11 protein-coding genes are annotated in these 24450 nt (G+C 36.3%); all 11 read right to left on the bottom strand.

Annotated features, from left to right (window positions below):
* Positions 1-95: 95 nt before the first annotated feature.
* The 11 genes from NMG86_RS17870 to NMG86_RS17820 all read right to left on the bottom strand — a co-directional run bounded on the left by NMG86_RS17870 (position 96) and on the right by NMG86_RS17820 (position 24447).
* A complete protein-coding gene (locus tag NMG86_RS17870; RefSeq protein ID WP_081692420.1) occupies positions 96-248 on the bottom strand; it encodes a microviridin/marinostatin family tricyclic proteinase inhibitor in 153 nt (50 codons plus the stop codon).
* A gap of 108 nt (positions 249-356) precedes the next feature.
* Positions 357-1349, bottom strand: a complete 993-nt coding sequence (locus tag NMG86_RS17865; protein ID WP_026785813.1) for an MvdD family ATP-grasp ribosomal peptide maturase — start codon at positions 1347-1349, stop codon at positions 357-359.
* 35 nt (positions 1350-1384) lie between these two features.
* Positions 1385-2359: an MvdC family ATP-grasp ribosomal peptide maturase gene (locus tag NMG86_RS17860; RefSeq protein WP_026798240.1), complete on the bottom strand. Its 975-nt coding sequence runs from the start codon at positions 2357-2359 to the stop codon at positions 1385-1387.
* Between the two features lie 59 nt (positions 2360-2418).
* Positions 2419-2958, bottom strand: a complete 540-nt coding sequence (locus NMG86_RS17855; protein ID WP_026798239.1) for a GNAT family N-acetyltransferase — start codon at positions 2956-2958, stop codon at positions 2419-2421.
* Positions 2959-3094: 136 nt separating this feature from the next.
* A complete protein-coding gene (locus tag NMG86_RS17850) occupies positions 3095-4888 on the bottom strand; it encodes an ABC transporter ATP-binding protein/permease (RefSeq protein WP_026798238.1) in 1794 nt (597 codons plus the stop codon).
* A 43-nt stretch (positions 4889-4931) separates the two neighbouring features.
* On the bottom strand, positions 4932-5729 hold the full coding sequence (locus NMG86_RS17845; RefSeq protein ID WP_026798237.1) for a class I SAM-dependent methyltransferase: 798 nt from the start codon (positions 5727-5729) through the stop codon (positions 4932-4934).
* A 77-nt stretch (positions 5730-5806) separates the two neighbouring features.
* The gene (locus NMG86_RS17840) at positions 5807-6976 is read right to left on the bottom strand and encodes a DUF6014 family protein (protein WP_026798236.1); all 1170 of its coding nucleotides are present in this window, start codon (positions 6974-6976) and stop codon (positions 5807-5809) included.
* Positions 6977-7023: 47 nt separating this feature from the next.
* A complete protein-coding gene (locus tag NMG86_RS17835) occupies positions 7024-9060 on the bottom strand; it encodes an ABC transporter ATP-binding protein/permease (protein WP_026798235.1) in 2037 nt (678 codons plus the stop codon).
* A 75-nt stretch (positions 9061-9135) separates the two neighbouring features.
* Positions 9136-13347, bottom strand: coding sequence for a non-ribosomal peptide synthetase (locus NMG86_RS17830; protein WP_026798234.1), 4212 nt, complete (start codon positions 13345-13347; stop codon positions 9136-9138).
* Entirely contained in the window at positions 13344-21071 is a 7728-nt protein-coding gene (locus NMG86_RS17825; protein WP_026798233.1) for a non-ribosomal peptide synthetase, read from the bottom strand. Before NMG86_RS17825 ends, NMG86_RS17830 begins: the two co-directional genes overlap by 4 nt.
* A gap of 139 nt (positions 21072-21210) precedes the next feature.
* Entirely contained in the window at positions 21211-24447 is a 3237-nt protein-coding gene (locus NMG86_RS17820) for a non-ribosomal peptide synthetase (protein WP_026798232.1), read from the bottom strand.
* Positions 24448-24450: the final 3 nt, after the last annotated feature.

The raw sequence follows: 24450 nt of genomic DNA, 5'->3' as shown, positions 1-24450 counted from the left end.
CTTTAACTTAATATTTAAACAAAAATAGGGAGTAGCTTTTAGTTATTGAATAACTGCTACTCCCTTAATTTTCGATCAAGATGGCTCTGGTCTACTTAACTATCTTCCCAATCGGAAGGCCACTTCAAAGTCCAGATCGTGGGGATATCGGTAGAAGTAGAATCACCAGTTTCTGTGTCTTGCTCTGACAAGAAACGAGCAAAGAAGGGGACTGCTGATCCGGTCGATACCTTGATATTTTTAGACATAGTAGTTTACTTTTCAGAAAGCTAATTGTTGGGATTCTATCACGAATCAATCAGGATATGTCAAGGGAAATCCAGAACAAATGATTAACTTTTATTAAAAAAGTATCCTTAATCACTAAGATGGTTTGTAGGAGTGAGCAGAATTTCAGCGATCGCCTGGGAAATAGGGAAATAGGGAGAAAATAATTCCAACCAGAAAAACTCGCCAACGGGATTAATTTCTAGGAAAACGTGCCGACCATCGGGGGTGACAATAATATCAATAGCTCCATAGTTTAAGCCAAAATAAGCCGTCAGTTGCAGTAGTTTTTTCTGAATATCTTCGGGTAAATTATAGGTTTGCCATTTTTCAGTTAAAGCCCTTCCTTCTTTCCGCCAATCATAGGTAGCTCCGTCTAATTGTTGAGAGTTGATGGCAGCAGTAAATACCTGTTTCCCGACAATAATTGTCCTTAATTCTAGGGCTTTAGGGACATTTTCTTGAAAAGTCATCGGACAAAAACTTAGCCCTTCCAGATTATCTAAATCATCATCAGTTACGGGACTGGTAAACACGACATTTTCTTCTTTATTTTCACCATAAATTGCAAATTGAGAGAGCATTTTAGTAACAATTCCTTGCTCTTTACATTCCTGGGCAAATTGTTTGACAGCTTCGGGATTATTTGAGGTCAAAGTCCGGGGAGTTAATAAACCCAATTGTCGGGCAATTTGTAATTGCAATTGCTTATTATTAGCCCGATCAACGTTAATCATCGGATCAAAATGGAAGCCCGGTAGACTAGCAATTAATCCTCGGACGGTAAGGCGACATTCTTTTAGAGACGCTTCCCGAAATTGCTGATCCATACTATCAGGAAGTTTGGCGCCATATCTCATACGCCGATACCAAACCGAGGAGACTTCACTTAAGTCTAATTTCTGTTCTCCATCAGTAACTATTCCTCCCTCAAAATCACCCGAATAAATATCGAGTTTTACTTCCGTAGGAAAGCGATCGGTATCAAAACGAAAGGCTTTTTCACCCTTAGCTTCAATAGCTTTAACAACCAGGGGAATACTTTCATTATCGTTGCTGAAAGTGAAAATTAAAACCGTCATAAATCTCCTGAATAATAATGGTTAAGTAGTAAATTTTAGGGAATCAAGGTATCGGCGATCGCTTGAGAAATCGGCAAATTCAAATCCCTTTCCAGCATTCCCCATTCACCGCCAGGATTAACTTCTAAAAAGACATAATCTCCCGACGGTGTAAGAATAAAATCAAAAGCTCCAAATAATAGCCCCAATTCACCCATAAAAGTTTGAAGACGACGGATCAATTCTTCAGGAAGTTGATGATTTTGCCAGGCACCAACCTCGATACCAGGAGATCGCCAATCCACTGTAGAATCTTCATAAACAGAAGCATTTAACGCGCCCACAAATACCTTACCATTCACATAAATAACTCGCAATTCCTGTTGCTTAGAAATTTGTTCTTGGAAAACCATTGGACAATAACGTAATGACTCCGCATCTTGTAAATCTTCCTCTTTAACTAAGCTAGTATAAAGAAAAAAAGAAGTGCTTTCCATACTACGAGAAAGAGCGGTTAATAGCTTACTCACCATTTTGCCGTTAACTTGTTGAAAAAATTCCCGTGCGGCTTCGGCTTTATTTGTGATCAATGTTTGCGGAATAGTAAATCCCAATTCTGAGGCTAATCTTAATTGCAGTAGTTTATTACTTGCCGCCTCAATTTTTGCTAAATGATCAACCCAATTAGCTTCTCTCAGACTGTCCCAAAAGCCGTTTAAAGTTGCCTTTGATTCCTTAGCACAGGCCTGTTGATATTGGGGGTCTAATTCCTGAAAATCAGGCTCCCAGATCCGTCGTAGCCAAACCGCTTGTACCTGTTTTGTGCTGATAGAATGACCATTATATTCCAGTTGATGATCGCTTTTTAATTTGCCAAAATTTGCAGTTAATTGGACATTGAGGGGAAATTGATCCGTATCAAAACGAAAGGGTTGTACGCCTTTTTTTAATAGGGCTTCTATGACTCGATCAATGGTGAAAAAATCTCCACTATGAGTAATCAATAAAACGACATCACGAGACAAAGACATAGAACTATTTTCTCCGTAATTTCGATTGTGAATTTTGCTTTAAAAGGGGAATTTTGAAACTAAGAAGAACGCGATAATTCCCAAACTAATACTTGACCATTGGATCGGGTTTCTGTGTGCTGCATTCCGATTTTTTCTAGCAATCTTTTGGAACCGATATTATCAGCATAGCAGCCGGCTGTCACTTTTTCCACAGAAGGTTGAGAGAATGCCCAGTCTAACACTGCTTTTGTCGCTTCAGATCCGTATCCCTGTCGTCGATAGGAGGGAGCGATTTGATAGCCAATTTCCAGTGCTCCTGTGGGGGAACCTGTGGGATCGGGGATATCTGGAATAATTTTAAGCATGACGTGACCAATCAGGGTATTTTCTGCTTGTTGAATCACTAAATTTCCCCATCCCCATTCCCCTTGCAATGGACTTTTGTTCAGTATATTGGCAATTTCTGACAAGTTATCATAAAATTCTTGATCAATCCAGTCAGATAAAACCGTAACACCTAGAACTTTTGCTAATTCAGTATCGCCAATCATTGCCGCTTGTACAATTGGCAATTTAAAAGGCACTAAACGTAATCGTTTGGTAACAAGATCACCCATGTTATATAGTAATTCTAAATGATTGGTGATAAAAACCTGTAGGGGTTTGGTCTCCAAACCCAGGCGCAAAGAGGGTTGGGAAACCCAACCCCTACGATAAAATATTACAACCTATTGAGACTTATTATCTGGAAGTTTAAGATTTTTTAAGAAAATTGATCGCCCCGAATTTTTGCTGTTGGTAGTCCTCAACGGTCAAAAGTTGCCAACGAGAATTTTCTGCAAGTTCTAGTACCCATTGATGATAATTAAATAGACTTTCACGATGTCCTACACTGATAAAAGTTGTCTGGGTTTGCTGTAATTGTTGATACAAACTTTCTTCATTAATTAAATCTAAAGCACTGGTGGCTTCATCTAATATGGCGAAACTGGGACGGGCAACTAACATTCGGGCAAAGGCTAGTCGCTGTTGTTCTCCTAATGATAAAATATTTTCCCAATTTACTTGTTTATCAAAAACATTAGTTTGAGTTAATAAATGTTGAAGGTTGACTTTTTCTAGGATTTTTTCCAGTTCTTGATCAGCAATTTGATCAGTGGTATGGGGATAAAGGAGTTGGTCACGCAGAGTGCCCAAAATAATATAAGGACGTTGGGGTAAAAATAACATTTCTTCGAGGGCAGGACGCACTAAACGCCCGGTTCCTGCATTCCATAAACCTGCGATCGCTCGTAGCAAAGAACTTTTACCGCGACCACTAGGGCCAACAATTAATAAACCTTTTCCCGATGGAACTGATAGGGATAAATTTTCAACAATTACTTTCTCATAATCTGGGGTTTGTAGAGTAAAATTCTCAAAAGCTAAACGGTTGTCTTCTACTGTTGTAATCCTACCGAGGTTTTTTGGTTCTAGGCTCACTGTTTTTAAGCCATCAGAAAAGGAGGCTAAACGCTCAATATAATTAGATAATTTTGCTGAAGTTCCCCACTCACTTACCAGTTGTCCCAAGGCATTAGAAAAGAGAAAACAGCATAAACTGGCTTGACTAATTTCTCCAAAATCAATTTTATCTTGAATGAACATTGGTGTCAGAATAAACATCGAAAAAACACTAATCGCAGACTGATAGCCACGATTAAAAAGATCCTGAAATCTCTCCCAATTAATTCTTTGTTCAGCATTTTTGATAATATTATTAAATCTGCGTTCGATGATTTTTTCTTCCTGTTCCTCCCCTCGAAAAAAAGCAATGGATTCCGCATGATCTCGGACATGGGTTAGGGCATAATTATATTCAGCCTTAGAGTTAAGTTCCGCTCGATTAATCTTATTTAACTCTTGGGTTAAATACACCGCAATAAAGTTACCAGAAATGGTATAGATAACTAGATAAATAGTAATCTCTTGGGAAATTGTCCAAAGAATAACCAGAAAAGTGATCATTTGCAGACTCTTTTCTAATAAGGTTGTTAAAAACCTCAAGGTTATGGTGGTAATCGGTTCAATTTCTTGGGATAAACGTTGGTCAGGATTTTCTAAACCCGATGTAAAACCAATTTTATAATAGGCGCGATCGCTCAAATATTGTTTTAAGGTGTTATTACTTAGCCACTTATACCAATCAAGAGCAACTTTTTTCCTAACAAATTGAGCCAGGGCGACTAAACAGGTGATCAGCACAATCAAAAAGCTAGACAGCCAGAGAGTCTCAAGATACTTAGAAAGGTCTCTTTGTTCAATCACAATATCTAGGACATGGCGATTCCAGAAGCTGGCAAAAGCATCGACACTCACTAGCAAAATTATGCTTAAAACCATTAGAGCCAACATTCCCCAGGAACAAATCACATCGGAAAATGCCCGTCCATTTAACTCTGTGGGATACCAGTAAGGTTGAGCAATAATTTTAACATCTTGCAAAAATCGAGTCAAAGATGAAAGGGGATTGGTGATAGTTTTGTCAGGGGGAACTTGAGTTTGCATATCCTAAAAAACTGGTAATTATTGACACCGGATAAGTTATAAATTATTTAACTTGACTAACTCCAAATGGTTTCTTTGCTGCTACCAATAAATAAGTTATTGCTGAAGAACTTAATAAATTATCTATAGCATTAACATTAGCATTATAGGTTTCTTCGTCCATCTTTTCTGATTGAAATTCTTCTCCCAGCCAAGATTTTAGATGTCGAAAATGTCGGAACCAACATTCCTCCGTCGCCTCCACGAATTGTAACTGTTGAAATCCCAACTGTTGGTAAATATTTTGATATTCGGCAATATCTTTAACCGTATTAGCTTGGGGAACAGTCCAATCACCTAAATATTCTGTCGTGGCAAAACTCATATCCGAGAGAACTAAATTTCCCCCCGGTTTCAACACCCGCCAAGCCTCTTTTAGAAACTTTTCTCTGGTATCAAAATAGAAAGCTGATTCTACACAAATAATATTATCAAAAAAATTATCCTCAAATTCCATATTAACCGCATCCATTAACAGGAATTTGCAGTCAGGAGCGTTCAAAATACTTCTTTCAATTTGTGTAGGGGAAATATTAATTCCCACAATTGCTGCCGAGGAATAATAATTGAGGAGGTAACTGGTTGTTGCGCCCAAACCGGAGCCAACATCGAGAATATTTCCCTGCTTTTCGGGAATAAATTCTAAAAGTTTTTCCATTAAATTAAAACAAGATTCCTGTTGATTTTGGGTATCTGAGCGCCAATAACCCACATTAAAAAACTCTTTTTGACCGTAGAATTTCCGAATCGAAGGATTGAGAATTAAACCATCAAATTTACTAATCCATTCGTTTCTATCCATTTTTAATCTCCAGTTTTGATCTTTGATTGATTTATCTGTAAGGCTTTTTGCCACTCCACAATTATATGATCAGTATGCTACTGCAAATGTCTCCATATTCCTTGACAACGTTCTATAATTAGTCCTTGAAAAACTGACAAAGTTGATGGGTGAATGTCTATTTTGTACAGCGAGAAAATACCTGTAGGACTTTTCAGATTTAACTCCCTGCGGGTAATAGATAATGCTTGCGCTCGATGAAGTTCCACCGCTTGTAGTAAACCGGGATAACTCAAATTACGCAAAGCTAATTGACCATTTTTAGTAATATAAATGGCATCATTTTGAAAAAGATATTCTAAGCTAATCAAACTAGCATGAACATCCGTATCTTTTTCTACGCCGCCTAAACGGTGAGCATCTAAACCAAAGCGAATGCAGAAATTAACTGCTACCAATTTCCCAGCTTCTTCAGCAGGTAAAGTGCAAGCAGCAAACTCAAATCCGAGACTATCCGATCGCCATTCTTCTACACCCGCGTATGTATAATTTTGAAAAAGGTTCTGGTTTGCCTTGAAATCAAATCCTAAACCGCTTGCATGGCCGGCTTCATGTACTTGAGTGTCAACGTGGCGATAGCGTTCACTATTGATTTCATCTTCTAAGGGGGCTAATAATAAATTAGCAGTTTCCGGTTCAAAAATTGTTTGGATACATTGGTGGCTGAAACCTAAAAAACGTCGTCGCTGTTCACTGGAATTGTTTAATGCTGGGCCCTCAATACTATTAGGAAAAGGCCAGCCATTGGGAACAATGAAGGCTTCACCTTTTTCCCCACTAAGATGACCGCAACTGGCAATTTCGGTAAAGGAAAGGTTTCTAGGAACAGGTTGACCTAAAGTGCCAAATTTTTCCCGACTGAGATTTTCTAATTGTTCAATAGAGGGTTGAGAATTATCGTGTATTTTTCCAGAAATCGCACTTAAAGTTACCTGACCTTGGCATTGTCGATTAATTTTATAAGGGGCAATAATTAAGAAATAACCATTTTTACCAATAAAATCCATATTGATAAAATCTTCCGCCAAAATACTCCAGTCGTTATTTTCTAAAGCCTCTGCTGTTTTTAGTAGCCATTCGTGGGGAAGTTCACAAGAATTTTCAGCCTGTTGACGCAATTTTTTGGCAGCAATAGTAATTTCATTTTGCTGAATATCTTGAACTACTTGTTTGACTAAATTTTGTTCGTTTACGAGGGCTATTGTCATTTTTTATCTGTCCTGAATTTTGATGCAAATTATATTTTGATTTACCGCTAAACCCTTAGCCACTTCGAGACCCGGGAATCTTTGTTATAGCGATAGGTAAAGCCGTCATTGCCAGTAATAGACTTACCAAGGCTGGCTTTACTTCTGATAGTGCCTATTGAGTAGTTGGTCAAGACCTCCATTTCTTTATGGGAAAATCCCTCAAATTTGTCAGTTAATACCGCTATTTCAGGTATGGGCTGAGTCGGGGATTCATTACTAGAAAGATTGTCTATGGTGATTTGAGCATTGTCAAGGGGAATATTGATAATTTCTTTAGATTTTTGCCGCTGATAATCCTGTACGGTTAACAGTTGCCAACCAGAATCGGGTGAGAGTTCCAAAACCCATTGGTGGTAATCAAAAAGACTTTCCCGATGTCCCACACTAATAAAGGTTGTTTTTGTTTCTTTTAACTGTTGATATAAATTCTTTTCATTGATCAAATCCAAAGCACTAGTTGATTCATCTAAGATAACAAAATGAGGACGGGTCACTAATATTCGGGCAAAAGCCAAACGTTGTTGTTCCCCTAGTGATAATATATTTTCCCAAGGGACTTCTTGATCAAAGCCTCCGACCCTGGTAAGCACATCTTGAAGATTCACTTGTTGTAGAACTTCACTGAGTTCTTGATCGCTCACTTGACGATCCACATTCGGATAAAGTAATTGTTCGCGTAATGTTCCGAGAATGATATATGGACGCTGGGGTAGAAATAGGATTTCTTTTCCTGGTGGTCGTATTAAACGTCCAGTGCCTGAATTCCATAAACTAGCGATCGCTCTTAAAAGAGAACTTTTGCCCCGTCCACTCGGTCCAACAATTAATAAACCCTGTTCTGGTGCTAACTCAATTGTTAAATTTTCAACGATTACTTTTTCATAATTAGGAGTTTGTAAGGTAACATCCTCAAAAGCGAGACGGTTTTCTTCAATACTTTTAATGGTACTTACACCCTCAGCTTGTTGGGTAATTGTTTCTAAGGTTTCTGAAAAATTCACCAAACGCTCAATATAACTAGAAAGTCTTCCTGAAGTTGCAAATTCAGTGATCAATGTACCCAAAGCTGTGGCAAAAAGATTGGCGGCTAAACTAGCCTGATTTACCTGTCCAAAATCAATTTCATCTCTAATATATAAAGGGGCGACGAGTAAAAAGGGAAAAACGTTAATAATTGACTGATAGCCTCGGTCAAAAAAATTCTTACTTCTTTCCCAATTAATCTTTTGCAAAGCAGTTTGAATCAAAGAACTAAATCGTTTTTTAAGAATATTAAATTCTTGATCTTCTCCCTGAAAAAAAGCAATAGATTCAGCATGATTACGAACATGGGTAACAGCATAATTATAATTGGCTTCAACTTCAAGTTCTTCTTGGTTAATCTTATTAAATTCTTGGCTTAAATAAAAGGCAATCAAATTACCGATAGTGGTATAAATAATCAAAACCACTCCAATGGTTTTAGAAATCTGCCAGAGAATCACGAAAAAAACTATCATTTCCAAGATTTTCTCGACACAAGTTGCAAAAAAACTGAGGGTTGTTTTGGCGATGGGTTTAATTTCTTGGGTTAGACGTTGATCAGGATTATCAATATTTGAGTCAAAGTTAATCTTATAATAGGCACGATTGCTAAAATATTTCTGCAACATATAATTATTCAGCCATTCATACCAGTCAATGGCCATTTTCTCTCTCACAAACTTAGAAAGTCCCGTCAAGAGAGTGATCAACACAAAGCTAACAATCAAAATAGAAAGATTGTTCGTAAACCCAGATAAATTTTTCTCATCAATTACATTAACCAATTGACGCAAAACAAAACTATTGAAGGCACTAACAGCCACTAAACCGATGATTAATGATAGTAAAAGTATTAACATTCCCCAGGATTTAATAACCTCAGAAAAAACTCTACCATCTGCTTCCATTGGATACCAATAGGCTCCAAGAACTAACTTCAGCTTATTCCAAAATTCCAGAAAATTAAGATTTGAATCAGAGTTTTTTTGCGATTCTTTAGGAGTATGTTGTGATTGCATAGTTATAAATTAAGTAAATAAATTTTTCCAATAGGTTAGTTGATTAAATTACAGATCAGTAAGCAAAACTTTGCTTTAGGTTTCAGGTTGATTAAAATATTCTTGTATGGATTTTTTAAGTTGATCAGCCAGAATTTTGACATTGGGTTCATAGAGCATTTGTCCATGATTTCCTTGTACGGAAACCACTTGCACAGGTTTGTTACTATAAGGTTGCCATCCCCAATCGGATTGCTCATAATGGGACATGGCTTGATGTTCTTGCACCACAATTTCTTTGACATCTTGGGCGCGAAATAAAACAATAGGGGCAGAAATCACAAAATTGGGTTGGTAATCCGCATAATTAAGAGTAACTCGTTTCATCACCTCAAGATTGGTTTTGAGCAAAGATAGGGTAGAATGTTCTGGTAAAACATTGTGATAATATAAAGCCTCCGCCGCAAGCTCCCAACGTTTTTGATCATCAGATTGGGCTGCTAATTGCTCATAGTTAAGACCCAAAGAAATCTCTTTAACAGCTTCAATCCGTTCAATCATATTCCAGATCCAATCTAGGTCGCTTCTTTGGGTAATATAATCAGGATTAGCCACCAGTCCCGCATCAAATATTCCCAATAAACTGATTGTTTCTCCTTGTTGTTCTAGTTGGAAAGCCATTTCTAAAGTAACAGAACAACCTGATGAATATCCTGTTAAGATATAAGGCCCTTTCGGTTGTTTTTGTTGCAAGGTTTCAATCAGGGAACTGGCATGATCTTCTACCGAAATAGGGAGAGGATGAGAACCGTCCCTGCCTGGTGTTTCTAGTCCATAAACAGGATGTTCATCGGCAAAATTCATGGCAAAATCTCGAAAATAGAAGGCGTGTCCATTAGCACCAGCGACACAAAATATTGGTGTTTTTTGTCCCGAAGCTTGCAATACTAATAAGTCAGAAATGGACGGTTGTACCTCAAATTGAGACAGTTGTTGTGCCAATTGAGCAATGGTGGGATTCTGAAACAAACTGGTTAAAGACAGTTCCTGGTTAAAGTTTTTTTGAATCTCATTTAGGAGCTTAATCGCTAGTATTGAATGGCCGCCTAAATCAAAAAAGTTATCATGAATGCTGATTTTTTCACATTCAACTATTAAAGACCAAATTTCGATTAATTGTTGTTCAATGTTGTTACGAGGAGCTTCATATAGACTTTGGGATTCATGATTAGGATGGGGTAAAGCTTGACGATCAATTTTGCCATTGGGGGTTAAGGGAAATTCATCTAACCTGATAATTTGGCTAGGAATCATATAATCAGGTAAATGAGTTTTGATGTGTTGTTTTAATTTTTGAGAAAGATCATCAATTGGTTCTCCTGTGACATAGGCCACTAATTGCTGATTATTTTCAGTTTTATGTAAATTGACAATAACTTCTTTAACAACAGGATGCTTTAACAATACTGCTTCAATTTCCCCTAATTCAATACGAAATCCCCGCAATTTGATTTGATGATCAATGCGTCCTAAAAATTCAATATTGCCATCATTTTGCCATTTAGCTAAGTCTCCCGTTTTGTAAATTCGTTCGATTTTTCCTAATAGGTTAACTTCAATAAATTTCTCAGCCGTTAAGTCTGGACGATCCAGATAACCCCTGGCTAATCCTGCTCCTCCGATATGTAATTCCCCTGGTACTCCGATAGGAACTGGTTGTAAGTGAGAGTCTAAAATATAAACCTGCACATTGGGAATCGGACGACCAATGGTTATTTTCTCATCAAAAGATGTATATTTGGCGATCGTTGCACAAACACTTCCCTCCGTTGGGCCATAACCATTAAAGAAATTTCGTCCTTGTGACCATTTTTTCACCAACTCAGGGGAACAGGCTTCCCCCGCAACAATAATAGTTTGCAAAGAGGGTAGATTTTCCCAGGGTAGCACTGCTAAGGCTGATGGCGGTAAAGTAATATGGGTAATAGCATCATCCCGTAATCGCTCAACTAAGGGTAAACCAGGCATTAAATTGTCTTTATTTCCCAAATAAAGCGTTGCTCCCCCTCCCCAAGCCATAAAAACTTCCCAGATAAAAGCATCAAAACTAAAGGAAGCAAACTGAAGCACTCGACTTGAGGGATGCACACCAAAAGTTTCAATTTCAGTCAGAGCTAAGTTATACAACCCTTTATGTTCAACCATCACCCCTTTGGGTTTACCTGTAGAACCAGAAGTATAAATCACATAAACCAGGTCATTAGGCTTAGTTTGAAGTGCTAAATTATGGCAGGGAAATGACTCAAAATTAAGCCGATCTAAATTAATCAACTGAGCAGAAAGCTCCGAGAAAAACCCAGATAATTTATCATTGATAAAACTTTGGGTTAATAATAACGAAATTTTACTATTTTCTAATATATATTTAATTCGCTCTTCTGGATAACTCGGATCAACTGGAACATAAGCAGCACCTGCTTTAAGAACTCCCAATAATGCGATCGCCATGTCTAAAGAACGTTCAACACAAATTCCAATTAAGGTATCAGGTTTAATTTGATAATTTTGATGCAAGAAATGAGCTAATTGGTTAGCTTTTTCGTTAAGTTCTTGATAAGTTAAACTTTGTTCTTCAAAGACTAGGGCTATATTATTAGGATAGCTTTTGACTTGTTCTTCAAATAAATCCACTAAGGTTTTATCTTGAGGATAATTCCTATTCGTTTGATTCCAAAGTTCTAATTGTTTTTGGTCAGCTTTTGTTAGCCAAGATAGGTTAGAAATTTTTTGCTGTGGGTTAGTAACAATTTGTTGTAACAAAACTTCCCAATGTTCTGCCATTCGTTGAATGGTTATTGTTTCAAATAGATCGGTTGCATATTCCCAGGTACAATTTAATTGACCATCAGATTCTAAAGCTAAAAGGGATAAATCAAACTTAGCAAAGGGATAACTTGAGTCTAGCCATTCAATCTTTAATCCTGGCAAATTGAGAGCTTCACTGTCATTATTTTCTACAGTAAACATTACTTGAAAAATAGGATTATAGCTCAGACTACGAACAGGCTTTAATTGTTCAACAAGAAACTCAAAAGGAATATCCTGATAATGATAAGCTTCTAAACAAGTTTGACGAGTTTGCTGTAAAAATTCTTGAAAACTTTGTTCCGATTTAATTTGATTTCGCAGCACTAAAGTATTGGCAAAAAAGCCGATTAATCCTTCAGTTTGACGATGGGGACGATTGGCAATGGGTGAACCAATACAGATGTCATTTTGGCGGCTATAACGAGAGAGTAAAAGGTTAAAAACCGCCAATAAAAGCATATATAGACTTACCCCTTGTTGTTGACTGAGGCTGTTTAATTGCTGAGTTAATTCAGGGGTTAAGGTCTGGCTATAATGAGATCCTTTGTAACTTTGTATTGGGGGACGAGGATGATCTGCGGGTAATTCTAATCGTTGTGGTGCGTCTTTTAGTTGTTTTTTCCAATAGTTAATCTGAGTTTCTAATACCTCTCCTTGTAACCAATTTCGCTGCCAAGTTGCAAAGTCACTATATTGAATTGGTAAGGGTTCAAGGGTTGGTTTTTGTCCTTGGGAAAAGGCAAGATAAGCATGGCGTAATTCACGAATAAAGATACCCATTGACCAGCCATCACTGCTGATATGGTGCATATTTAGCAGCAAAATAAATTGGTTGTCTTTTAATTGTAGTAATTTAGCTTTAAATAAAGGGCCAGTGTTGAGATTAAACGGTTCTTGAACATTATTATTAATTAATGTTTCAACCGTTACAGACTGAGTGAGTTGATCAAGATTGCTTAAATCTTGTATGCTCAAAACATTGAAATTTTCTATCTTTTTAATCCGAATTTGGGGCTGTCCTTCCATAGTCGGAAAATACATCCGCAAACTTTCATGGCGATTGATGACATAGGCTAAACTCTCAGAAAGAGCATTAACATCAAGCTTTCCCTCTAATTGTAAACCCATGGACATATTATATGAGGCATTAGAGGGTTCCATTTTCCCTAAAAACCAAAGCCTTTGTTGAGCAAAAGAAAGCTGTTTTAAGGCATTTGTAGGTAATTTAGGAATATCTTTTTGAGATGTAACAGCTTGGTCTTTAGCTGTATTTAAAAAAGCTAAAATTTCTGTTTTATTAATTTTTATTTGTTGGATTAATTCAGCAGGAATATCATTTTTTGTTTTCCGAAGACGTAACTTGTCTCCATCAGCAGAGATGCGACATCCCAGATCCCGCAACTGACTCATTAATGCGATAATTTGTTGATCATTACTCATAATTCAATTTCCTCTTCATTTAAATCTAAAGGTTGAGAATCTTCTGAAGCATTAACCCATAAACAGGTATCAAGATAGTTCGCTAATTCCTTAAGAATGGGATATTCAAATACTTTACTTAAAGGTAATTCTACTTTTAATTGATCACGAATACGGGCAATTAATTGGGTAGCTAAAAGTGAATGCCCTCCCAAATTAAAGAAATTATCTTGTCGAGAAATTACCTCATATTTAAGTAGTTTAGCCCATAAACCCGCCAGTAATTCTTCTGTAGGGTTTTCAGGTAATTCAATGTCAGTTAATAAGATAGGTGTATTCGGATCAGGAAGGACTTTACGATCTATTTTTCCATTGGGCGTTAAGGGTAATTTCTCCAGTTGAACAAAATGACTGGGAATCATATAATCAGGGAGGGTTTGCCCTAAAAACTCTCGGAACTGGGCAATCAAAGCGGGATCAACATGATTAGTGTCTAGGGTTAAAGGTTGGTTAGCATAATTTTTCCAGTTTAGGGGATCTAAGCTATTTTTAGAAGCAAAACGAGGCTGACTAAAAGGATAGGTTGTATTGCGTTGAAAAATAACTTGATAAGTGGAAAATTCGCGATCGCTATATTGAACAAATGGAGTATAGGGTAAGTCCTCCGTTAAGGTTCGTAATGCTTCAGGGTTGATACCAATTTCCATCTGGCTTAAAATAGCTTTTAATTGTTTAATAGTTCCCTCAAACTCAGGAATTTTTTCCAATAATACCATTTCTGAAATCAGACGAATATTGGGAATATTTTCAATCCCTAACAAATCAGGCTCTTGAGTGTTTAAAATATTTTGGATCGTTTTTAGATTGAGTTTTTCAACTTGCCAGTCTAACCATTGCCATTGTGTAACTAATGTTTGAGGTTGATCTAAATATAGAACAACATCGTAACGAAAACGATTCATTTCTGTCTGATTATAACCCCGTTTTAATTCAATTTGGACTTGACTAATACGAGGATATTTTTGTTTTAAGTAAATAAAGAGATTTGGATCAATCAGTAATTCTTCTTCTGTTCTCAGACTGTTTCTAATTCGTTGACGTAATTCTTTAATGGATAGGTCATCATCCGCACGATAGAATTCAACGGCTGTATGGAAAGCCTCTAGAAGTTTAAAGTTTCTCACATCCCCAATTAAGATTTTACCCCCTGTCTCTATAGAGTTGATTACCCCATCTAAAACAGCCAATAAGTAATCAACTGAGGGGAAATATTGAATCACAGAATTGAGAATAACTAAGTCATAACTTTGGGGGACAATTCCCTCAAATTGGTTTGCTGGACTCTGTTTTAATGTAACCTTTTTCTCAAGATTTTGTGATGTTAAATTTTCCTGAACATACTGTAAAGCTTTGGTTGAAAAATCCGTCCCGATAAAGGTTTGACAATGGGGCGCAATTTTAAATAATAACATCCCTGTTCCACAGCCAATTTCCCAAACTCGTTTAGGTGCTAATTCTAGAATTTGTTCAACAGTTTTGTCTCGCCATTCTTCCATCAAATTTTGAGGAATAGGTTCTCCTGTATAGCTATCATTCCACCCTGCTAAATTAAGGGTAAAATCATTTTCAGGAGTCTGGGGTTGAAAGTAAGCTTTATTGAAAACTTCCTGCCACATTTCCACCTGTTCTCCTTGTAAATATTCAGTTTCTGAGTCTTTTTTAGAGAGAACAATATAAGCCACTAAATTGGCATCAAAATCTGTATTTTTTCGTGCAATAACAACAGCTTCCTTGATGTCGGGATGTTTGACTAAAGATGCTTCAATTTCTCCTAATTCAATGCGAAAACCTCTAATTTTGACTTGATGATCAATGCGACCTAAGTATTGTAAATTACCATCTAATAGCCAACGAGCAAGATCCCCCGTTTTATAAATTCGCTCAGTTTGATTAAATAGATTAAGATTAATGAATTTTTCCGCGCTAAGATCGGGATGATTCCAATAACCTTGAGCTAAACCTGAACCTGCAATACAAAGTTCTCCAGGAATACCAGGAGCAACAGGTTGATTATAACTGTCCAAAATATAGATGCGGGTATTCGCGATCGCTTTACCGATAGTTGGTTCTTGTTGAGCATTTCTGAACACTTTTGTAAAGGTAGAATAAGTCGTGTCTTCCGATGGGCCATAAAGATTATAAATCAATTTGGCAGATGTCTGTTTATATAAAGCTTGTACTAAGCTATTTTTTAATGGTTCACCTGCTAAATTTATCACTTGAACTGTTGCTGGAATAGCATTCATATTAAGCAATTCAGCCGCAGCACTTGGTACGGTATTAATTAAGGTAATAGGCACAATGCTGTTACGAATTTGTTCAGTATCAAGGGCATTTTTAACGATAATAATACTACCCCCTTGAGTTAGGGAAACAAACATTTCAAAGATGGAAAGATCGAAACAAATTGAGGTTGATGCTAAGACCCCTGAAAGTTGTTCTGCACTGAAGACGGAATGCGCCCATTTGAGCAGCACGGCGGGACTATAATGGGCAATAGCAACCCCTTTGGGTTTACCTGTGGAACCAGAGGTATAAATGATATAAGCTAAATCATGGGGATTACTTTGACGAGGAGGATTATTAATTAATTGATTTTGCCATTTTTTCTGATCTAATGAGATGACAACACAAGAATTATTTTGTTGTTTTATTGATAACTTTTCTTGAAATAAATCAGTTGTTATTAATAGGTGTACTTGACTATCTTCAAGTATAAACTGAATGCGATCGCGGGGATAATTAGGATCAATGGGAACGTAGGCACTACCTGTTTTCAGAATAGCTAATAAGCTGATGATCATGTCAGGCGATCGCTCAACACAAATTCCTATTAACGAATTATTTGGTAATTGATGTTGTTTTTTAAAATCTGATAAATAATTGGCTAGTTGATTAGCTTTTTCGTTGAGTTGCTGATAAGTTAGGCTTTGTTCTTTAAATATAACTGCAATATTGTCAGGGGTTTTTGTTGCTTGATATTCAAACAAAGTGACCAAAGTTTGATCTTTTGGATAATCAATATCGGTTTGATTCCAAATTTTAAATTGTTCGATTTCTGTTGTTGTAATGAACGGTAATTCATAAATAGGTTGTTGAGGAGAATCAACAATTGCTTCTAGCAAAATTTCCCAATGTTGTGCCATCCTTTGAATGGTTTCCCCTGCAAATAAATCTGTAGCATATTCCCAAACACAATGAAGCTTATTATCATACTCTGATAAATCTAATTTCAAATCAAACTTAGCAAAGGGATAATTCTGTTCAAACCATTTAATCTCAAGTTCTGGTAAACTAATTTTAGTACCTACTTCTGCGGTATTTTGCAATACTAACATAACCTGAAATAAGGGGTTATAACTGAGACTTCTTTCTGGTTGTAATTGTTCGACTAAATACTCAAATGGGATATCCTGATGAGCATAGGCATCTAAACAAATTTGTCGAGTTTGTTGCAATAAATCTATGAAACTGTTATCAAAATTAATCTTATTTCTTAATACCAAGGTATTGACAAAAAAGCCCATCAAATCTTCAGTTTGACTATGGGTGCGGTTAGCAATAGGGGAACCAATACACAAATCACTTTGACCACTGTATCGGGACAGTAAAACACTAAAAGCAGCTAAGGCAGTCATAAAAAGGGTAACGCCCTGTTTTTGGCTTAAATGTTTAAGTTTATGGGTTAATTCTGCCGTCAACTCACATTCATAGAGAACCCCTTTATAACTCTGCTGTGGCGGACGAGAATAGTCTGTGGGGAGTTCTAATAAAGCGGGTGCATGGTTGAGTTGATTTTTCCAATAGTTTAATTGGGTTTCTAAAACATCTCCTTGTAGCCAATTTTGTTGCCAAGCTGCATAATCAGTATAGTCAATCGGTAAAGGTTCCCATTGAGGAGTTTGACCTTTAACTAAGGCACGATAAAGTTGTTGCCATTCTCGCTTAAATACTCCCATTGACCAACCATCACTGATGATGTGGTGCATATTAATTAAGAGGACAAAATCCCTTTCCCCTAATTGTAATAATTTGGCTTTAAACAGAGGGCCAGTATTTAAGTTAAAAGGTTCTTGTGCGTGATTATTGACCAATTCTTGTAGGGTTTCTTTTTGCGTTTGAGAATCAAGATTTTGTAAATTTTCAATAGCTAAAACTTCTATTTCTTCAGAATTTTGAATGATAACTTGAGGTTTTCCAGCGATGGAGGGAAAATAAGTGCGTAAAATTGAATGACGTTCAATTAAATAGAAAAAGCTTAACTTCAACGCTTCTAGATTTAGATTTCCTTGAAGTTGTAATGCCATAGGCATATTATAAATTGCCGATATTCCTAACCCTTCAAGTTGGGCTAAAAACCAAAGTCTTGATTGAGCAAAAGAGAGGGTTTTTGGGGCGTTTTTGGCTTGGGGAATAATGGGAGGTAAACTAACTGCTGATGATACTTGACTAATTTCTGTTGCTAATTCTGATAATTGGGGATGTTCAAATACTTTCCGAACGGCTAATTCGACCCCAAAACTGTTACGAATACGGGTGACTAATTGGGTAGCTAATAGAGAATGTCCCCCCAATTCAAAGAAATTATCCCGACGACCTACAGACTTGATTTTCAAGAGGTCTTGCCATAGATTGGCTAATAACTCTTCTGTGGGAGTAACAGGCATTTCGCCATCGGTAAATATTTTTAAATCAGGGATCGGTAGGGCTTTTTTATCTAATTTTCCATTAGGGGTTAGGGGAAGAGTTTCCAAGATCATAATCTGACTTGGAATCATGTAATTTGGCAAACGGCTTTTCAGTAAGCTTTTCAGTTCATCCCTAACATCACGCTGTTTTTCTTGCGGGATAATATAAGCCACTAATTGCTGATTATTTTCTGTTTCATATAGGTTAACAACAGCTTCTTTAACAACAGGATGCTCCAACAAAACTGCTTCAATTTCCCCTAATTCAATGCGAAATCCTCGCAGTTTTACTTGCTGGTCAATACGTCCCAAAAATTCCAGATTTCCATCATCTCCACATTTTGCTAAATCCCCTGTTTTATAAATTCGTTCAGTTTTTCCTAATAGGTTAACTTCAACAAATTTCTCAGCCGTTAAGTCTGGACGATTCAAATAACCCCTCGCTAAACAGACTCCTGCAATACATAATTCTCCTGGTATTCCTGGTGGTAAGATTTGCTGATTCCTATCTAAAATATAGGCGCGAATATTATCTAATGGTTTACCAATATTGGGTTTTTGACCATTTGCTTCACAAGGAGAAAATGTCGCTGTTACCGTCGTTTCTGTAGGGCCATAGCAGTTGAATAAACGTCTTTGATTTGCCCATTTTTCTACGACTTCAGAAGAACAAGCTTCACCTCCAACCGTTATATTTTCTAAATGGGATAAGTTGGCTTGAGGTAAAACAGATAGGGCTGAAGGAGATAAAAAGCTATGGGTGATTTGGTTCGTTTCCAGAAAGTTTACTAAGGTTTGAGTGGGTAGTAATGTTTCTTTTCCTGCTAAATATAAACAAGCACCATGACTAAGATTAGTGGCAATTTCTCCAATAGATAAATCAAAACTAAAAGACCCAAATTGAAGTAAACGACTTTGCGGATTAACGTGAAATAGTTTGCCCCAATTTAAGCAAAGATTAACAATTGATTGGTGTTCAATCATTACCCCTTTAGGTTGTCCTGTTGAACCAGAAGTATAAATCACATAAGCTAGGTGATTAGGTTTACTTTGAACTGTTAAATTATAGTTAGGAAATAAGTCATAATCAAAATGATCTAAATCAATAAACTTACTTAAAGATTTTAAGTAAGATAGGGATAATTTATCTTGAACAAAACTCTGGGTTAATAAGACTGAAATTTTACTATTTTCTAAAATAAATCTAATTCTATCTTCTGGATAATCGGAGTCAATCGGAACATAAGCAGCACCCGCTTTTAAAACACCTAATAAACCGATAACCATCTCTAATGAACGTTCGGTACAAATGCCAATTAAGCTATCTGGTTCAATCTGATAGTTTTCTCGTAAATAATGAGCCAACTGATTAGCTTTTTGATTTAGTTCTTGATAAGTTAAACTTGTCTGTTCAAAGACCAATGCTGTCTTGTCAGGGGTTTTATTTACTTGTTCTTCAAATAAATCAATTAAAGTTTTATCTTGAAAATAGTTACTATCCGTTTGATTCCAAATTTCTAGTTGTTTTTGATTAGATTCTGTTAGTAAAGGTAAAGTATTAATTGACTGTTGAGGATTATCAACAATTCCATGTAATAAAATTTCTAAATGTTCTACTATTCCTTGAATAGTTTTGGCTGCAAATAAATCTGTCCGATATTCTAATTCTGCGATTAACCCTTGGGGAGTTTCTCGACAAATTAATCCTAAATCAAATAACGTTATTTTGTTTTCCCAATCAAAATTACTGATAGTTAATTCTGGCAATTCTAAGGTCTCTTTAGCTTCATTCTGTAGGGTAAAAAATACTTGAAATAAGGGATGATTACTCAGCGATCGCTCAATGTGTAATTCATCAATTAATTTCTCAAAGGGTAAGTCTTGATGATCATAGGATTCCAGAGTTCTATCCTTAACTTGTTGCAATAATTCTAAAAAAGTAAGATGACCTTGCAAATTAGTTCGTAAAGCTAAAGTGTTAACAAAAAAGCCCATTAATGGCTCTAATTCTTGACGATTTCGATTAGCGATCGCCGTTCCAATGACAATATCTTCCTGTTCACTATAGCGATAAAGTAGGACGGTAAAGGCAGTTAGAAGGGTCATAAACAGAGTTGTTCCTGATGTTTGACTTAATCCCTTCAATTGCTGCGTTAAAGTCAGATTGAGATGTATAGATTGACTAGAACCCTCATAGGTTTGTAGAGAGGGACGAGGTTTATCAATGGGGAATTCTAAGAGAGGGGGAGCATTTTTTAACTGTTGCCGCCAATAATTAAGTTGGGTTTCTAGTATTTCTCCCTGTAACCATTGTCGCTGCCAATGGGCAAAATCAGCGTATTGAAGAGCTAATTTTGGTAAAGAAGCAGGTTTATTAAGGGAAAAAGAGCTATAAAGAGTAGATAATTCTTGACGGAATAGATCAACCGACCAACCATCAAAAATAATGTGATGAATAACCAACAATAAAATATGAAATTGAGGGTTAATTTTGAGTAATTTTACCCGTAATAAAGGACTTATTGATAAGTCAAAAGAGGTTTGCAGTTCTTCGGTTGCTAATTGTCGCGCCTTCTCTAATTTAATATTTTCTGTCTCTCCCTCTAAATTAATTACTGGTATGCTTAACTGATAAGGAGGATTAATAACCTGTACAGGAGACTCATTAACCACAGAAAAAGTCGTCCGTAATACTTCATGACGGTCAATAATTTCTGCGATCGCTTGCTCTAGGGCGTTTAAATTAAGACTTCCCTTAATTTGCCAAAAAATAGGCACATGATAAGGAGAATTTTCTTGATCAAATTGAGCTAAAAACCAGAGTCTCGTTTGAGCAAAAGATAGAGGAATATCTCCTTCTCTTGGTACAGGAATCAATGATAATTTTTGTTTCTTTTGATTATTACTTGTTTTTGATTGCTGCTGCTTCAGCTTTTGTAGCACTAATTCTCGTTTTTCAGGAGAAAGATTTTCTAAACGTTTTAGCAGATCACTCATAGGATTTATGGAAGATTAGTTTTTAAAAAAATAGAAGCAAAAAAGAAAGACTTTTAGAAGTTATGTAGAATTACCATTAGTGGTCACATTTTGTATTCCTCATTCCTACCTACCATTATAACATTATTTGACTTGAAAATCATAAAAATAATTGTTGTGCCACTTCATCTTCAGATAACTCGTCAATCTCCCCTAAGATTTGCGCAAATTCATCACCTTCTGCTAGTTCAATCTGTTGGTTAACAACTTTCTCTGCTAGTTGGCTAATGGTAGGATTTTCAAATAAGTAGCGGAAAGGAAACTCAATTTCAAAGGTTTCTTTTAATCGAGAAATCAGTTGAGTTGCTAGTAAAGAATGACCTCCTAATTCAAAAAAATTATCATATATTCCTACTTTTGTCAACTGTAGAACCTCAGTCCAAATTGTTACTAATTCCCGTTCTGTAGAAGTCCGAGGAGCAACAAATTCAATCCCTAAATTCTGCTGAGAAATATTGGGAGCAGGTAAACCAAGACGATTAATTTTACCATTAGGAGTGAGAGGAAATTTGTCTAAAAAGACAAAAGCATTCGGAATCATATAATTAGGCAACTTTTGACTCAGAAAATTTCTGAGATCACGAGTAGTTAATTGATGATTATGGGGAACAATATAAGCAACTAAAGATTTATCTCCAGGTTGATCTTCTCGTATTGTAACAATCGCTTCCCTTATTTCAGAATAATTAGTTAAAACCGTCTCAATTTCCCCTAATTCAATGCGAAAACCGCGAATTTTGACCTGATTATCAATACGTCCTAAAAATTCTAGATTTTCATCGCTCAGACGACGCACTAAATCTCCTGTTTTATAAAGAGTATCTCCATCAACAAAAGGATTATCAATAAACTTTTCGTGAGTTAATATTGGCTGATTCAAATAACCCCTGGCAACACTTTTTCCGCCTATGTAAACTTCCCCAGGAACCGCGATCGGAACTCGTTGTAAATTCTGATCAAATAAGTAAACTCTTCTATCTCCAATCGGTTTACCAATGGGAATTGAATTGACATTTTGATCGAGTTGTTTGGGAATCACATAACAAGCGGTAAATACAGTACATTCTGAAGGGCCATAACCATTAATAATTTGTGTTTGTGGTAATAAATTTAAAGCACGACGAACATGAGAAACAGATAAAGATTCTCCTCCTATTATTAATTGTTTAACTTCTAATAAAGCTTCTGGCATTGTATCAATAATTAGGTTAAATAAAGCACAAGTCAGCCAGAGAATATTAACCCCTTCTTCTTTGATAATTTTGCTCAAGTTTTCAGGAGTCGTAATATTGTCTGGATAAAGCACACAACGCCCCCCATAAAGCAATGGTGTCCACAATTCTAAAGTTAAAGCATCCCAAGAAATTGAAGAATGTTGTAGCCAAATATTGTCAGCCCCCAGCTTAATATAATTAACCCCAAACATAAAACCGATGAAGCTACGATGAGGAATTTCTGTTCCTTTCGGGGTTCCAGTTGAACCTGACGTGTAAATAATATAAGCTAAGTTATCAGGAGTAACTTGAGTTAATAAATTGTCAGAGGAATATTGACTAATATTTTTCCATTCTGATTCGATATTAATGACCTGTTTAATATCATCAACTGATAATTGATTAGATAAATGAGTTTCAGTTAAAAGTATGGGGCATTTTACATCTTCGAGCATGAAAGCTAATCTTTCAACTGGATAAGCAGAATCTAAAGGAAAATAAGCTCCTCCTGCTTTAAGAATCCCTAAAATTGCGATCGCCATTAAAGGTGATCTTTCAATGCAAACCCCTATTTTATCCTCTAATTTTATACCTAGAAATTGTAAATAATGGGCTAATTGATTAGCTCTTTGGTTTAATTCTTGATAGGTTAATTGTTCATCTTTATAAACGATCGCGATCGCATTAGGAGTCTTTTCTACCTGTTTCTCAAATAACCGATGAATACATTGATAGTCAATAGTTTTGATCAGGGAATCATTTTGATTTTCTGCCAATATTAATTGTTCTTCTTCCGCTTTAGTTAATAATGAAAATTCAGAAAGACGTAGTTCTGGATGATTCGCCATTCCTGCTAATAAGGTTTGCAAATGTCCAATCATACGCTCAATCGTTTCCGCTTCAAAGCGACGGGTATCATAGACAATTCTTCCTGATAATTCTACATTAGGAATAATCACAACTGTCAAAGGATAGTTTGTTCTTTCTAAACACCGAATATCGGTAATTTCTAAGGTTCTTTGCGGAGCATTTTTCGAGGAATCTACGGGATAATTTTCAAATACCAAAATACTTTCAAATAAAGACATTTTAGGCGGAATATCACTATTTTTCTGAATATCAGCTAGGGAATAATAAGTATAGGGTTCTTGTTCAAATTGCTGACTTTGTAATGCTTTTAACCAAGGAATTAATTCCTCTTTCTCGGAAATTTGTAATCGCACTGGTAAGGTATTGATAAATAGCCCAACCATTCTATCAATATTTTGCAATTCACTAGGGCGACCAGATACCGTTGCGCCAAAAACAATATCCCTTTCTCCACTATAACGAGAAAGCAGTAAACCCCAAGCTCCTTGCACTAAATTATTAAGGGTTAAATGATGTTTTTGTGCCAATGATTGTAATTGGTTTGTAATCTCAAAAGATAACTTAAAAGGTATTTCTTGATAAGCCTCTTCTTGGGGTTTATTATCAATCAATTTATCAACAACCAGAGGTGTAGGTGCTTCAATCCCCTTAAGTCTTTGTTGCCAAAACTTCTGAGCTTGAGAACTATCTTGTTGCTGTAACCAACTAATATATTCCCGATAGGGATGACAGGATTTTAATTGTAAAGATTCACCTCGATTATAACTTTCATATAAATCAAAAACCTCTTGAAGAATGATCTGCATTGACCAACCATCAAAGAGAATATGATGATGACTCCAAATAAATTGGTAACTGTCGGTTTCTAACTGTATTAAAGCAAAACGCATTAAAGGTGGTTGATCAAGTTCAATCCCTAAAACGCGATCGCCTTTCAAAAACGACTCTAACGCTTCTTTTTGTTGTAAATTATCCCAATGTTTCCAGTCATAAACCATCCAAGGTAATTCTACTTTCTGACTGACCATTTGCAGAGGCTTTTCAATTTCTTCCCAATGAAAAGAACTTCTTAACACAGGATATTTGGCCACAACTTTTTGCCAAGCCTCTTGAAAAAATGAAAGATTTAATTGTCCTTTCAAAGTACAAACTAGCTGCTCAAAATAAACCTCAGACTCTGGGGAATAAAGGGTATGAAAGAGCATACCTTGTTGCATTGGAGAGAGAGAATAAATATCTTCAATGTTGTTCATCAA

This window comes from Planktothrix rubescens CCAP 1459/22 (assembly GCA_904830895.1).
Lineage (GTDB): Bacteria > Cyanobacteriota > Cyanobacteriia > Cyanobacteriales > Microcoleaceae > Planktothrix > Planktothrix agardhii.
This window is presented reverse-complemented; position numbering and strand designations above follow the sequence as displayed.